The 13836-nt window shown below is 57.2% G+C and carries 15 protein-coding genes; 4 read left to right on the forward strand and 11 right to left on the reverse strand.

Annotated elements, in window-relative coordinates; translation table 11 throughout:
* Positions 1-2 precede the first annotated feature (2 nt).
* The 5 genes from CDO73_RS10505 to CDO73_RS10525 form a co-directional block, all read right to left on the reverse strand.
* The gene (locus CDO73_RS10505) at positions 3-665 is read right to left on the reverse strand and encodes a TetR family transcriptional regulator (RefSeq protein WP_088488495.1); all 663 of its coding nucleotides are present in this window, start codon (positions 663-665) and stop codon (positions 3-5) included.
* A 116-nt stretch (positions 666-781) separates the two neighbouring features.
* A complete protein-coding gene (locus tag CDO73_RS10510; RefSeq protein WP_088488496.1) occupies positions 782-1939 on the reverse strand; it encodes a YhgE/Pip domain-containing protein in 1158 nt (385 codons plus the stop codon).
* A gap of 230 nt (positions 1940-2169) precedes the next feature.
* The gene (locus tag CDO73_RS10515; protein ID WP_088488497.1) at positions 2170-2625 is read right to left on the reverse strand and encodes a hypothetical protein; all 456 of its coding nucleotides are present in this window, start codon (positions 2623-2625) and stop codon (positions 2170-2172) included.
* Between the two features lie 3 nt (positions 2626-2628).
* A complete protein-coding gene (locus CDO73_RS10520) occupies positions 2629-3024 on the reverse strand; it encodes a cupin domain-containing protein (RefSeq protein ID WP_088488498.1) in 396 nt (131 codons plus the stop codon).
* Positions 3025-3044: 20 nt separating this feature from the next.
* Positions 3045-3923: an S-layer homology domain-containing protein gene (locus tag CDO73_RS10525; protein ID WP_088488499.1), complete on the reverse strand. Its 879-nt coding sequence runs from the start codon at positions 3921-3923 to the stop codon at positions 3045-3047.
* Between the two features lie 141 nt (positions 3924-4064).
* On the opposite strand from CDO73_RS10525, the gene ytxJ reads away from it, so the two are divergent.
* Both ytxJ and CDO73_RS10535 read left to right on the forward strand, forming a co-directional pair.
* On the forward strand, positions 4065-4424 hold the full coding sequence (gene ytxJ, locus CDO73_RS10530) for a bacillithiol system redox-active protein YtxJ (RefSeq protein WP_088488500.1): 360 nt from the start codon (positions 4065-4067) through the stop codon (positions 4422-4424).
* A gap of 70 nt (positions 4425-4494) precedes the next feature.
* A complete protein-coding gene (locus tag CDO73_RS10535) occupies positions 4495-4953 on the forward strand; it encodes an MGMT family protein (protein WP_306437525.1) in 459 nt (152 codons plus the stop codon).
* A gap of 624 nt (positions 4954-5577) precedes the next feature.
* On the opposite strand, the gene CDO73_RS10540 is transcribed toward CDO73_RS10535, so the two are convergent.
* The 3 genes from CDO73_RS10540 to CDO73_RS10550 are packed head-to-tail and all read right to left on the reverse strand — an operon-like array spanning position 5578 to position 7963.
* The gene (locus CDO73_RS10540; protein ID WP_143536113.1) at positions 5578-6120 is read right to left on the reverse strand and encodes a hypothetical protein; all 543 of its coding nucleotides are present in this window, start codon (positions 6118-6120) and stop codon (positions 5578-5580) included.
* Between the two features lie 44 nt (positions 6121-6164).
* Positions 6165-6914 carry a hypothetical protein gene (locus CDO73_RS10545; protein ID WP_088488503.1) on the reverse strand — a complete coding sequence of 250 codons (750 nt, stop codon included), beginning with the start codon at positions 6912-6914 and terminating at the stop codon, positions 6165-6167.
* Between the two features lie 20 nt (positions 6915-6934).
* On the reverse strand, positions 6935-7963 hold the full coding sequence (locus tag CDO73_RS10550) for a leucine-rich repeat domain-containing protein (RefSeq protein ID WP_088488504.1): 1029 nt from the start codon (positions 7961-7963) through the stop codon (positions 6935-6937).
* Between the two features lie 97 nt (positions 7964-8060).
* Here CDO73_RS10550 and CDO73_RS10555 point away from each other — a divergent pair, with 97 nt between their 5' ends.
* Positions 8061-8621: a DUF5412 family protein gene (locus CDO73_RS10555; protein ID WP_088488505.1), complete on the forward strand. Its 561-nt coding sequence runs from the start codon at positions 8061-8063 to the stop codon at positions 8619-8621.
* Between the two features lie 15 nt (positions 8622-8636).
* On the opposite strand, the gene CDO73_RS10560 is transcribed toward CDO73_RS10555, so the two are convergent.
* Positions 8637-9764: a leucine-rich repeat domain-containing protein gene (locus tag CDO73_RS10560; RefSeq protein WP_143536114.1), complete on the reverse strand. Its 1128-nt coding sequence runs from the start codon at positions 9762-9764 to the stop codon at positions 8637-8639.
* Positions 9765-10010: 246 nt separating this feature from the next.
* On the opposite strand from CDO73_RS10560, the gene CDO73_RS10565 reads away from it, so the two are divergent.
* Entirely contained in the window at positions 10011-10763 is a 753-nt protein-coding gene (locus CDO73_RS10565) for a DeoR/GlpR family DNA-binding transcription regulator (RefSeq protein WP_088488507.1), read from the forward strand.
* A 201-nt stretch (positions 10764-10964) separates the two neighbouring features.
* Here the strand turns inward: CDO73_RS10565 and fba are convergent, their stop codons facing one another.
* A complete protein-coding gene (fba, locus tag CDO73_RS10570) occupies positions 10965-11855 on the reverse strand; it encodes a class II fructose-1,6-bisphosphate aldolase (RefSeq protein ID WP_088488508.1) in 891 nt (296 codons plus the stop codon).
* A 52-nt stretch (positions 11856-11907) separates the two neighbouring features.
* On the reverse strand, positions 11908-13821 hold the full coding sequence (gene iolD, locus CDO73_RS10575; protein ID WP_088488509.1) for a 3D-(3,5/4)-trihydroxycyclohexane-1,2-dione acylhydrolase (decyclizing): 1914 nt from the start codon (positions 13819-13821) through the stop codon (positions 11908-11910).
* Positions 13822-13836: the final 15 nt, after the last annotated feature.

Here is a 13836-nt window from a genome sequence, read left to right on the forward strand (position 1 = left end):
CGCTACTCGCGCTTCGGCATGCCGCAGACGGGCATAAGGCCCGGCAGGATCGGTTCGCCCGCGAAACGCGGTTCGCCGGCGTATCCGATCCCGCCCATGATGAACGCCAGCACGTCGCCGAGCTGCGTATCGTCGTCGGGAAACGATTCGGTCATCGCCGAAGCCAGTCCGCTGCGTTCGTCGCCGAACAATATGCTGCCGATCATCTGCACCAACGTCATGTCGAGCGAACGGAAACGGAAATGCCCTTCTGCGCGTCCCGCTTCGAGAAACTGCCGCATCAGCATCCAGCCGGGCATGATTCGCTCGCGGACCTGCTGCGTGCGCGGCGTCTCGCGGGTCAGCTCCTGATGGATCACCCGCGAGATCTCCGGATCGGATCTGCGAAAATAGACGATCTCCCTTACCAGCGCGCATACGCCTTCGACCGGTTCCGGCCGGCGCTCCGCCAGAATCGCGCTCGCTTGCGCGATCGGGATGAAGGCATCCAGCATCGCTTCGAACACATGCTCTTTGCCGCCGTAATAATAAGAAACGAGCGACAAATTCGCCTCCGCTTCGGCGCAAATCTCCCGAACCGTCGTCGCGTCGAATCCTTTGCGCGCGGTCAGCTTTTTGGCCGCGTTCAAGATTCTTTTTTTCACGTGTTCTTCTTCCCTGCCCATGCCGATACCCTCTTCCGCTTGTCATCGTTCGCGCGGACGCCCGACAAAAAAGCCGCCGCTTACGCGGCGGCTCCATGCAGAGCGTCTCCAAGTACGCTTATACGTGTATCATACCATCAAGCTTCCGCAGCCGCCACAACCGGAGACACCGGAGCTTTGTCCCGGCGCAGCGCGGTGGAGATTACGATCAAGGCGAGCGCGGCGAGGAAGATCAGCGTCAGCGCAAGCGCCGACTGCCCGACGCCCGTTCCGCCGAACAACGTATCCATCAGACCTTCGACCGCATAAGTCGCCGGGAAAATCCGGCCGATCGCTTGATAGAAGTCCGGCAGCAGCTCGCGCGGCATCATCGCGCCGGACGAGACGAGCTGAACCGACAGAACCAGAATGTTGAACAGCATGCCCGCCATGTCGAACAGGAACAGGAACATCTGCGCCACGAACATGAAGGTGAGCAGGAACAGCGCTTGGAATGCCCACAGCGCGATGAAACCGTGAGCCATCTGACCGCCGAACGCCGCGACCAGCGACGTGCCGACGAGCGAGACGACGACCGACGAAGCGGCGGTCACGATCAGACGAACCGCCATGCGAGGCCAACGGCCGAAGCGCGCGCCCATCGCTTTGGACGAGATCTGGAAGTTCTGTCCCATGATCATCGCGCCGACATAAGAAGCCAGCACCATCATCATCGGTACCATCTGATTGTTCATGCCCTGCACCGTATTCACCGACTGCACGTCGGATACGACGCGCTGGGACAACGCGGACGCCGCATTCTGCGCCGCAGCTTCCGGAAGCTTCGCCTGCGAAGCCAGAACGCCGGCCATGCCGTTCGTCACGGCCTGCTTATTGACCGAAGAAGTGATGCCGTCCGCGATCGAGGTCATCATGTTCTTGATCATGACCGGATTCGATTCGTTGACGAAATAATGAATCGAAGCCGTATCCTGCGATTTCGCTTTCGAAGAGAAATCCGACGGGATCTGCACGATCATCTGCACTTTGCGCTGTTGAAGCATATCCTGCGCGTCGGCCAGACTCATGTCCGTCTTCACGCCCACCGGCAGATTCTGCTTCAATTGATCGACGATCGTTCCGCCGAGCGCCTGATCCTCGTTCACGATCGCGATATTCAGCCGGTCCACCCGATCGGTCATGCCCGAATATCCCGTCATCCAGACGACGGTGAAGATCAGTTGGAAGACGATAGCCGTCAGAATGCCGACTTTCGTGGTAGGCAGTTTGAGAAATGCTTTGAATGCTTGAGCCATGGTTCTCTCCTTTTTCCGGCTAAGATACCGGTTAAATTTCGTTCAAACCTTCATTTAAAACAATTGTTTTAAACTCTGCTTCGAAATTATATATGAAAATCCAGACAATGGTCAAGCGTTATTTTCAATTTTAAACAAACCGCTTAGAAACGCTCTATTACAAGGTTTATGCATATAAAAAAGCCCGACAGATTGGATCTGCGGGCTTCTTCTTTGAAATGAAATGTATCTTACATTAACTGTGAAGAATAATCTTCCAGTTCGAAAAACCACTTCAAAAAATCGTTGAAACTTGCCCAGCGAGGGCGTTCTTCTCCGGTCAGCAGTCGTCGCAGCGGCTCGCCGAGCGAAACGTCGGCGACTTCGCCGGTCTCCCGATTATAGAAAAATCCGCCTTCCCCTTCGAAAGCATCGAGCGGAAGATAAGCTTCCGGCAGGCCCAACCCTTCGTGCGCCGCGCGGATCGAACGGGCATAATCCGTATTCAGCGCGAACCAGCCGATCTGATAGATCTCCCGATTGCGGCTCAGAAACGTAGGCATATCTTCGACATGGCGATGGAAACGGCCGAACGCGGAGTCCGGATCGATATCGAGTTCCGCGAGCGCGCGCTCGTAAGTTTCCGGCACGTCGTCGTGCCACCAACCTTTTGCCCGGCAAAATTGTTCGATTTCGGGTGCAAGCACCTTCTATTCCTCCTTCGTCGAAACTTCGGCCGCCTCGGATTCGGCATTCGGGGTCTGCGGCAAACGCAGGTTCAAACGCTCGCTTTCCGCCACGATCACGGTCATGCCGACTTTGCTGCCGGAAGCGTGCGATTCGCCGCTTTCCCAGAACGCGGCTTGGCCCGCTCGGATCGGCACGCGGCGTCCGTCCGCTCCGCTGACCCAGCCTTCGCCCGATACGACCATAAACAATTGTTCGATCGTCGCGTCATGCCGCCCTACCGTTCCTCCGGCTTCGATATGCATGCAGACCAGATGCGTATCGCCGGAGCTGCCGAGCAGTCCGGTAACGGTTAAGCCTTTGCTGTCGAAACGGTCGATCTTTTTGCCTTGATGAGGTCCGAACTCGTAAATATGCAAATGTAAGGCTCCTTCGCGATTTATTGGGCTTTGACCGTAATATCGTAGACGATCGGCACGTAAGCGACCGCGGTCGCCGGGTAAGCCGTTCCGCTTTTCGGCGGATCGGTCGCTTCGTAGAGAATCACCGCCTGCGTGTCCGTCACGAATTCGACTTTGCGGATCTTCAGGCCGTAACCCGCGCCGGGCAGATTCGTGCGGGTCAACGTGACTTTGTTAAACTGCGGATCGACGTTCTCGACTTTGTACGTCACGGTCGCACTGCCGGAAGAAGCATAACTTTTGTTGACCATCCGCTCGGCGTAATAGATCATTTGCGCCGCTTCCATGCGGGTGATCGGATCGGTCGGCCGGAACTTTCTGCCCGCGTCGAGCGAAGCGATCTTGGTGATCAGCAGATATTCGACGGCGACGCGGTTTTTCGTCTCGATCTGTTTGGCGTCCGCGATCGACGTATATTTGCTGACTTTGGCGTAATTGCCTTTCTGGAGCAGCCCCAGATAGAGCAGCTTGGCGAACTGTTGGCGCGTCGGATTGCCCCCCGCATTCCACGTGCCGTCGATCACCACGCCGCGTTCCAACGCCGTCTTGAGCGCCGGGACGTACCAAGCGCTCTGCGGCACGGAAGCGAACCACGCCGGCGCGTCGACCTTTTTCTTCGCGGCATCCAGTCCTACCGCATCCACGATCAGTTGAATCGCCTGCGCGTTCGTGAGCTTCTGATCGGGCGCGAACTTGTCCGCGCTGACGCCTTGAATCAGTCCTTTGTCCTGAAGCGACCGCACGATGGCCGCCTGAGCTTCGTCTTTGATGTCCGAGAACGCGTAGACCGGTCCTGCCCCCAACAGCATCCCGGCCGCCACCGCCGCCAACACGCAGGCGCGCGCATGATTTCGCATGATGATTCCCCCTCCGGAATTCTTGTTCGTTCTCTTCCGTTATCATACCATCGGCCTGCGTCGATTCGTACTTTTCGGGGCAAAAAGGTATAATGGGATCGGCAAAAACGACATCGAATCCCGCCCGAGAGGAGCTTTATCATGAAACCGAACTACAACGAAATCACTTCGCTCGAACAATGGGAGAATCTGCTGGAACGGTCGAACGAATCGGCGGTTCTGCTGCTCAAACACAGCACGGCCTGCCCGATCAGCGGAGCGGCTTTCAAAGAATTCAATGTATACACCCGCAAACCCAAACGTCCGTTGGCCTGCGCGCTGGTAAAGGTCATCGAATCCCGCCCGGTCTCGAACGAGATCGAAGCGAAGCTGGGCGTCAAACACGAATCGCCGCAGATCCTGCTGGTGCGAAACGGAGAAGTATTATGGCATGCTTCGCATTGGGACATCACGTACGAACGGATGGAGCAGGAAGTCAACGCGCGCATCGCGCGGGCTTGACCGCGCGGATTAGAGGGAGTTCGGTCTGCCGAAGGCGGCGGATACGGAGGGATAACGAAGAGAAAGGAACATGGGCATGAACGAGAAAGAACGGCTGCGCGCCGAATTCGACGCCGAGTTTCTGAAAGAGTTGGAGGCGGCCGAAGCCGAAGAACGGCAAGCGGCGGGCAGGATCGCGGACGAAGAATATTCGACCGCCGAGCAGGAATGGCAGGCGCTCGCGCCGTTCACCCGCGCCGTCGTCGAGACGATCCGCGCCATTCCGCGCGGCAAAGTCATGAGTTACGGACAAGTGGCCGCAGCGGCCGGAAGCCCTCGCGGCGCGCGGCAGGTCGTGCGCATCCTGCATACCCTAAGCCGCAAATACGCGCTGCCGTGGCACCGGGTCGTCAATATCCGCGGCGAGATCGCGCTGGACGAACACGGAGGCGGCGGCGAACAGCAGGAACGGCTCGAAGCCGAAGGCGTCGAGTTCGGTCTGGGCGGCAAGATCGATCTGTCGCGTTATCGGCATGACGGCGATTCGTAGAGGATGAGGGCGGGCGGAAGAGGGCGGCTAAACACGCCGAGGCCGGCGGAGGGCGTATCTTCAAACTTGCTGAAAGACATTTTCAGCCCTAAACGTTTGCACCGACTGGCAAGCTTGCAGGAAATGTTGACAGTTCGTCAACAAATTAGATCTATATCGACCATTTGAAAAGAAATGTTGACGTTTGGTCAGCAAATTCTGAAATATAGAGCGAAATGTGGAGAAAAACGTTAAAAATGCTGACTTTTCGTCAACATTTGCTCGCAAATCCGGTTTTCAAGCTATAAATGTTGACGTTTCGTCAGCATTTGGAAAATGGAGGTTCAGTCTCTTTGACGGGCTTGGCAAGCCTTCGAGGTTTGAAGACACGCTCTAGTGAGTTGCCCGCATTGGATCTAAGGTTTGAGTCCTTCGGAAAAACGCACGGTTCAAGCGAGTTTCCCGTCGGAGACTTCGTACACGGGTTAGGTACGAAATCTCGGGAGCGAAACCTAACCTCTCAAGCGGTCAGCGTGCGAGGTGATGCAGAGGCAAGTCGATATAGATTCTGAGCGATCGGGAGCGGCTGAATCAGGCCGTGCAGGCTGCTCCTGACACTATGTCATCCTCTCGCCAGCCCGGCCTTCAGCCCGGCGGCAGAACGATCGGCCGGTAAGCCAGCGCCCGGTCGACGATCTCTTCCGGCTCCAGATCGTCCCAGAAGATCAGGTCCGAGACGTCGGGCATGTCGACCTGCGCTTCCAGCAGCTCCAGATAGAATGATTGGACCGCGGCCAGCCGATCGCCCGACTCGGCGGCATCGGACAGCCTGTTCGTTTGCCCGCCTTCGACGATCCACTCCTGATCGTCAAGCGCCCGGTCCGGCTCCTGAATCCGCCGAACGATCTCGATCAGTTCTTCGCGGGCGATATCCGCGATCCGGCGCGCTCTCGGCTGCGCCGCTCCGAGCGCAAACTCGATCCGCGACATCGAACCCGCGCGGCTCCGGAAATCATCCTCGCCGTATGCGCGCGCGTGCCGCGCGTTAAAAACTTCGATCGCCGCGGCAGCTTCCGCTTCCTTGCCGCTCTCCAATAGCTCCTCGATCTCGCCGACGCTTCGCTCGATCTCTTCCAGCTCCTCGGCCCCTACCGGGCGAGGGAGCAATTCTCCCCGCAAATTCATCATGATGCTCCTCCTATCGGACTGTCCGCTTCCAGCCGCAGACCTGCTCACCTTCCTATCGCGAACACTCTCTCGAACTGTCCGTCCCCGTTCAGCTCCCGCATCACCGTCTCCAACGTCTCCGCGCTTTCTCCGTGATCGAAGAAATACGCCAAGAAACCTTCGGTCCGGTTCAATGCTTCGAACGCGCCTTCGGCCCGCAAACGCCGCAGCGCCCGAAAAGCGATCGGTTGCAGCACCTCGTCGAAGACTCTGACGTCGAACAGACACGACCTTGCGTGCCGCAATCCGCCGTACCGTTCTTCGTACCATTCGGCATTGGCCCGACTCAGGTACAGCCTCATCTCCAGCAGATCGCCAAACGCTTCGCCGAACAAAGCCGGATAGACGCCGAACGCGTTGCTGCCCTGCCAGCGCGGCGACAGCAGCTTTTCCTCTTTCGCGGCCTGCCGATCCGAATCTCGTTCTTCTTCGTCCGACCGCTCTTCCAGATTGAGGATCGGATAGATCTTGCCGCTGCCCGAGTCGATATGGTAACCGAAAGCGTACACGCCCCGATTGTAACCGGAAGCTTCGAATCCCCGCAGATAGATCTTCGTTTCTTCGACCAACAGGTCTTCCAACACGTCCGGATCGACGCGCATCGCCGAATCGCCGACCTTGTCGGGTTCGTTCGTCCGCAGCGTGCCTTTTTCCGGCGACCAGCCGATGTAACAGACTCCGCCGTATTCGGCAGCCATGTCTTCCCGAGTCCTCAGATACTGCCCGTACAACAGATCCCGCATCGAAAACATCATTATCCACACTCCTTTCCCAACTAGAAAAACCCATCCCGCTTAAACGTAATATTCCGCGCATGGCGCAGCTTTTTGAGTACAGCAGGCTTTCCTTCGATCCGATGATTCGTCAAGCTGAGATATTTCAACCGGCGCAGATTTCCTAGTTCGTCCGGCAGCTCCATCAATCCGCTGTATTCGATATGTAATGACTCCAGATTCTCCAACATTCCGATCTCCGGAGGCAGCGTCTTGAGCAGCAGTTCTTCTTTGGACGGCGCTTGCCATTCCGGTTCGCTATGCGGTTCGGGATGACAGGCGTTGACGAGTTGAAAAGAGCGCAGTTTGCCGGCTCTGCCGATCGCAGACGGAATTTCGCTCAGATTGCCGGCATACACCGTCAATTCTTCGAGATTAGGCAGACCGAACAACGTGTCCGGCAGCTCGCGAAGATGGGCATCGAACAATTCCACGTTTCGCAGCGACGGAATTTCGACCAGCCGCTCCGCCAACTCCGCCGTCCCCGTCCCTTGAAGCTCCAGCCGATCCGACTCGTGATATTTCGCCAGTTCGAACAACTCTTCCGGTGCAGGCGGTTCTTTGATATCGACCAGCATAACGCCGCGCAGCGATTCTTTCAGCATCTCTGCTTCCTCCGGCGTTACCCGCAGTTCCCGATAACTCTCGTGCGTGACCGTCCGCAGCCAATCTTCGCCGTCCGCCTGTTGAAAACAAAGATCTTCCGGCATCCCTTGCCCGATCCAGCTTTGCAGGTTATCCGAGTATCGTTTGAGAATCTCCGCCGTCTCCGGGCAGCAGCGCCAGACGTAGATCGGCAGATCGAACTCGTAGCTGCGAGCGGCTGCGTGAATCCGTCGTACCGCCCACTTTTCCCGAACCAAATAAGGCTTCAATTCCTCGACGATCCGCAGCGGAAAATACGGCATGATCTCATATTCGTCCCCTTCCGGAAAACGATTGTCCATTAGCGAGAAGGTCTCGCAGACTTTGGTCGCATAATCGATCAGACGGTAATAAGCTTCCCCCGAAGGGTTGTTGTAGATATGCATACAGACTCCTTTTCGTATAAAAACGGGATAGACGGAATTGCGATTCCCAACTTCATCGTGACTTGCGGCGTCTAAATCGAGTAAAGGAGGAAGAAAGATGACCCCGCTGCTCCATATACTCGATTTTCTCGCCTTAGTGATCACGATGATTCTGCTGATCGCGTTTATCGTAAAATGGATTGCTCATTTGACCAAACAAAAAGCATTCCCGCGCAAAACGCTTTTCTCGACGTTGATCGGATTGGCGCTGTTTTCGGGAATATTCGTTTATTTGGACTATTTCTTCACTTTCGACAGGATCGACCGCAGCGCGATGCAGATCGGGCCCGAGGTACCGTCTCCCGAAGGCCGTTATACCGCGCATGCCTACTATGAACCTTACGGCGGAGCCGCCGGAGGCGTCAACGTATGGATCGAGATCGAAAATCATGCCTCAAGCACGGTTAAAACCGTTTATTACGCGGACGCCAACCCTCGGATTTCCCTGACATGGGTAGACGAACAGACCCTTGCGATCGAAAATGCGGGCGGGCCCGCGGCTTCCGATCGGAACGCGACGTTGAACGTCGATACCGAAATCTATCACGATACCGGCTTGGCATGTCAAAGCTTGCTGATGAAAAACGATTACGAACAATGCTACCGGCACGAAAAATAACGCACGTTCAGCCGCTCACTCGAAATAATGCCGGGAGAACGGTCCGCTGTATCTTCCGCTGTCGCGCGCCGTATCGACGGATTCCAGCTTTTTCAACCGCTTCAGCACTTCCGGTTCTTCGTTTTCCAGCAGATTGTCCGACAGGTCCAGCACGCGCAGATTGCGGAGTCCGACCAGTTCTTCGGGCAGCGTGCGGAGCCCCGTATAAGTGATTCTTAGCGAACGCAGCCGTTTCATCCGCCCGAGCTCGGGAGGCAGCGACGTCAGCGACAGCCGTTCTTTGGGCAGCAGCTTCCAATCTTTCGGATTGGCCGTCGATTTATGGCTGTTCACCCCTCCTTCCGGCAGCAGCGGCACATTGGACAGCTCCAGCGACCGCAGATTGCCGAGCTTTGCGATCTCTGCCGGAATCGGCCCGAGATCGCGCGTGCTCAGCGTCAGATGCCTCAAGCTTTCCACTTCAAACAGCTGCGGCGGCAGTGTTCCGATCTCTTCGTCATGCACCTCCAGCATCCGCAGCCACGGCAGCTTGTCGATGCGTCGCAATGCTTTCGCCGCTCCCGGACCCATCAATTCCAGCCGATCGTAGCGATGGTGAAGAGTCAGCTCCAGCATCCGGATCGGGTCGCGAATCGGGTAAGAGTCAATGAGGAAAAGGCCCGGAATTTCCCGATAGAGCCACTCCGCTTCCTCCGGCGAAACGCGCATATAGGCGATGTCTTCGTGCGAAGTGCCGCCCATCATCCATTCCCCTTGAGCGTCGTAGAAGTTCAGGTCCTCCGGCAGCCCGCTGCCCGGCGTCCAGCGGTGAATCCAGCCGAAAAGGTGATCGGTCGTTTTTTTCAGAAACTCTCCGGTCTCCGGGCAGCAGCGGTAATGCCAATACAGATCGTCGTACGATTCATCCACGTAAACGCCGTACTCGTCATGGTGTCCGATTTCACAATGATAGACTTCCTCACGCACGAAATAAGGCTTGATCTCTTCCATCACCGCCCACTCCGGAATCGGCGGATCGTCCGGCTGCTGCACGCGCGGAATTCGCGGCCCTGTAAGCGAGAAGGTCTCGGCCCTAGCCATCATATAATCGATCAGTCTGTAATAGGCTTCGCCTCGCGGATCGTTGTAGATCAGCATATGCATGCCGTTTCCTCCTTGCGCCGCGCTTCTCTGTTCATTATCGCAGAAAACGAAGCCGGCCGACAAAATCCTTCCTTTCGGATAAACGCGTATAGTTGCTCAACAGTTTGCTAACGTTGGACCGAGTATTTTTGCCGATAGACCGACTTTTTGCGCAATTCCCTTTTGTATTTCTATTTTTACGTATAAAATAAGGAAGATCAAAGTTTATCAACATCTTACAAATTCCCGGCTTAGGAGAACCTATACATGATCAAATCGCAGCGGATCAATCAAATCAAAGAATACGTTTTCGAACACGAGTCCGTTTCTCTGGAAGAACTGGTGGCGCAGTTCGGCGTGTCGATGAATACCATCCGGCGGGACGTCAAAGACCTCGTGGATTCCGGCATGCTGCGCAAAGTCTACGGCGGCGTATCGGTCAACCACTCGACGCTGGTCGTGTTCGACGAACGCAAAGACCGCAATCTTACCAAAAAGCAGGAAATCGGACGTTTGGCCGCGCAGTTCGTGGAAGACGGAGACGTGATCTTCGTCGATTCCGGCACCACGACGCTGGAACTGCTTCCTTTTATCAGCCAGAAGCAGCTTACGGTAGTCACCAACAACTTCGATTTTATTCATCAAGCCAAACCGTACGCGGGATTGACCATCTTCTCTACCGGAGGCATGTTCGAACGCAAAACGGATTCTTTCGTCGGTTTCCAGAGTATCGAACTGCTGAAAAAATACAATATCAATAAGGCGTTCGTCGCTTCGACCGGCATCTCGCTGACCAACGGCGTAACCAACTCTTCCCCGCTGGAGACCGATCTCAAAAGCACCGTCGTGGAGAAAAGCCTGAACGTGTTCCTCATGATCGACGACAGCAAATTCGACAAATACGCGCTGACCACCTACTGCTCGTTAAGCGATATCGATTACCTGATCACGAACGAAGTGCCGAACGAGTCTTATCTGCACTATGCGCGCGAGAATAATATTCGGATCGTGACGGCTTAAAAGAAATCGTTCCGAAAGCCGCTCGGCGTTTCGCGCTTCCTGCTTTGTCGGAAATCGCGGATCCATACGAAACCGAGCCTATTCAAAAAGACCTCGCCCTCCACGAAAAAGTGGATGACGAGGTCTTTTGGTTCTGGCGGATATCCGTCAAGAAGTACGTCGGCTTGCCGGAAATTCGTGCTTGGCGAAGTCAAACGGCCGTTACCGCGCTTGCGCGTCCAGACTTTCCGCTACGACGGCCGCGCGGCCGCTCGATCCGAATTCCCGCATCTTCGCGACTACCGCCGCCTTGATCGCGTCGCGGCTCGGCGTCAGAATCTTGCGCGGTTCGGTCGTCTCCGCATCTTCGGCCAACGTGCGGCGAAGCTGCTCGGTCCAGACGGTCACGCATTCCGTATTGATATTGATCTTCGCGTGTCCCAATTCGATCGCCCGGCGCAGTTGGTCGGTCGGAATGCCCGAAGCGCCGTGCAGAACGAGCGGGATGCCGACCGACCGCGAGATCGCTTCCATCTCCGCGAAGCCGAGTTTCGGCTCGCCGAGATATTTGCCGTGCACGGAACCGAGCGCCGCGGCCAGCGCGTCGATGCCCGTCTCTTCGACGATCCGGACGCATTCGCCGAGATCCGCGTAGTTGATGCCGCCGATCAAGCCGTCTTCCATTCCTCCGACCGTGCCGACCTCCGCTTCGACGGACACGCCGTGCGGAGCCGCGTAGTCGACCACGGTCTTCGTGTCGCGAATATTGACGTCGATCGGATCATGCGAACCGTCGTACATGACGGACGTGAACCCGGCGTCGATCGCCCTCAGGCAGCTCTCCACTTTCTTGCCGTGATCCAGATGGAGCGCGACCGGCACGGTCATTCCTTTTTCTTCGACCAGCGTACGCACCAGAGCCGAGACGAGGCGGTAACCTCCGAGATAATCGATCAGGCGATCCGACGCGGCCACGATGACCGGAGACTCTTCTTCCTGCGCGGCATCGAGAATCGCATGAACCCAGCACAGACCGTTGATATTGAATTGCCCGACCGCGTATCGTTCCCGCTTCGCCCGTTCCAGCATGTCTTTCATGGACGCCAACGTCATGCTCCGCACCTCCGTTTTCGCTTCGGGTATTCGGTTCTCGATCCCCGACTTTCTAATACTGCTTGGCCGTCCGCAGCTTCTCGGTACGGCGCCGATGCGCTTCGCGCACGCCTTCGTTCTCCGAGACTTCGGCCACCCCGACGTTCCACCAGCTGTCGTAGCCGTGGGACATGGTCTTCGGCAGCACTTTCATCTCGATCAAGGTCGATACGCGCTGCTGCTTGGCATCTTCGATCGCCGCCCGGATCTCTTCGACCGTGTTGGCGCGATAGACTTTCGCTCCGTATCCTTCGGCGATCTTGGCATAATCGATATTCATGATCGTTCCTTCGTGATCGCGGAATTCGCAGTGGAAACTGCCGCCGCCGTTCTCCATCTGCAAGTTGTTGATGCAGCCGAAGCCGGAATTGTCGAACAGCATGATATTGATCTTGTTGCCGGTCTGAAGCGCCGTCACCAGTTCCGAATGCATCATGAGGAAGCTGCCGTCGCCGACCAGACTGTAGACTTCCCGCTCCGGATTCGCCAGACGAATGCCGAGCGCGCCGGCCACCTCGTAACCCATGCAGGAATAACCGTATTCCAGATGGTAAGTATTCGGGACTTCCGCGTTCCAGAGCCGCTGCAGATCGCCCGGCAGCGAACCGGCGGAAGAGACCATGACCGAGTCTTTGTCGATCGCTTCGTTGACCGCGATCACGGCCGCCGTCTGGGTCAATTCGGTGCCCAGCGCATCGGCATAGCCGTTCAGCGTTTCCTGCGTGAACTGGCCTTCGACCTCCGGCTCGAAGCCGGAACGCGCGAACTTCGCTTCGCCCAGACGCGCGCGTTCCGCGTCCCAATCGGTTTTCAGTTCGGCGATGCGGGAACCGAATTCGCTTCGGTAGCCGCCGAGCCGCCCGTGCAGCGCGGCCAGGGCCGATTTGGCGTCGGCCACTACGGACAGGCCTTCCAGTTTGTACGTCTGCATCCGGCTGACGTTGATATTCAAGAACTGCGCGCGTTCGAAGTCGAACGCGGTCTTCGACGCGGTCGTAAAATCGGTATACCGCGTGCCGATCCCGATGATCAGATCGGCTTCGCGCACGGCGGCGTTGGCGGCCGAAGTGCCGAGCACGCCCGTGCCGCCTAGATGATTGGCGAACGTGTACTCGACCGTGGACTTGCCGGCGTGGGTCTCGACCAGCGGAATATCGCAGGCTTCCGAGAGCGCGATCAGTTCTTCGCGGGCGCCGGAATATTTGGCGCCGCCTCCGACCAGCAGCACCGGCTTGCGGCTGGCGCGAATCCGTTCTTCGGCGGCGTCCAGCTCGCGCGCGCTCGGCTGCAAGCGGTCCATGTAATGAACGCGCTTACGGAAAAATCCGGCATCGTAATCGAACGCTTCGCCTTCGGTATCTTGGCAGAGGCAGATCGTGACCGGGCCGCTGCGGGCCGGATCGGTCAGCACTTCGAACGCCCGCAGCAGGCTGCTCATGAGCTGCTCGGGGCGGGTAATGCGGTCCCAATAGCGGGACACCGGCTTCAGCGCGTCGTTGGTCGTCACGGCGAAGCTGTACTCCTGCTCGAACTGTTGGAGCACCGGATCGGGCTGACGCGACGCGAACGTATCTGCCGGAAGCAGCAGCACCGGCAGATTGTTCGCCAGCGCCGTCGCGGCCGCCGTTACCAGATTGGCCGATCCCGGACCGGAAGACGCGGTGACCGCGAAGATCTTGCGGCGCAGATTTTCTTTGGCGTAAGCGATCGCGGCATGCGCCATCCCCTGCTCGTTCTTGCCCGGGAACACTTTGAGATGTCCGGGTTCCTGCTCGAGCGCCTGCCCGATGCCGAGCACGTTGCCGTGGCCGAATACCGCGAAGACGCCTTCGACGAACGGCGTCTCGACGCCGTCGACCGAAATGTACTGCTGGTTCAGGAACTTGATCAGCGCCTGAGCCGTCGTCAATCGAATCGTGTTCCCCATATGACCTTCCACCTT

The organism is Saccharibacillus sp. O23 (assembly GCF_002205895.1).
Lineage (GTDB): Bacteria > Bacillota > Bacilli > Paenibacillales > Paenibacillaceae > Saccharibacillus.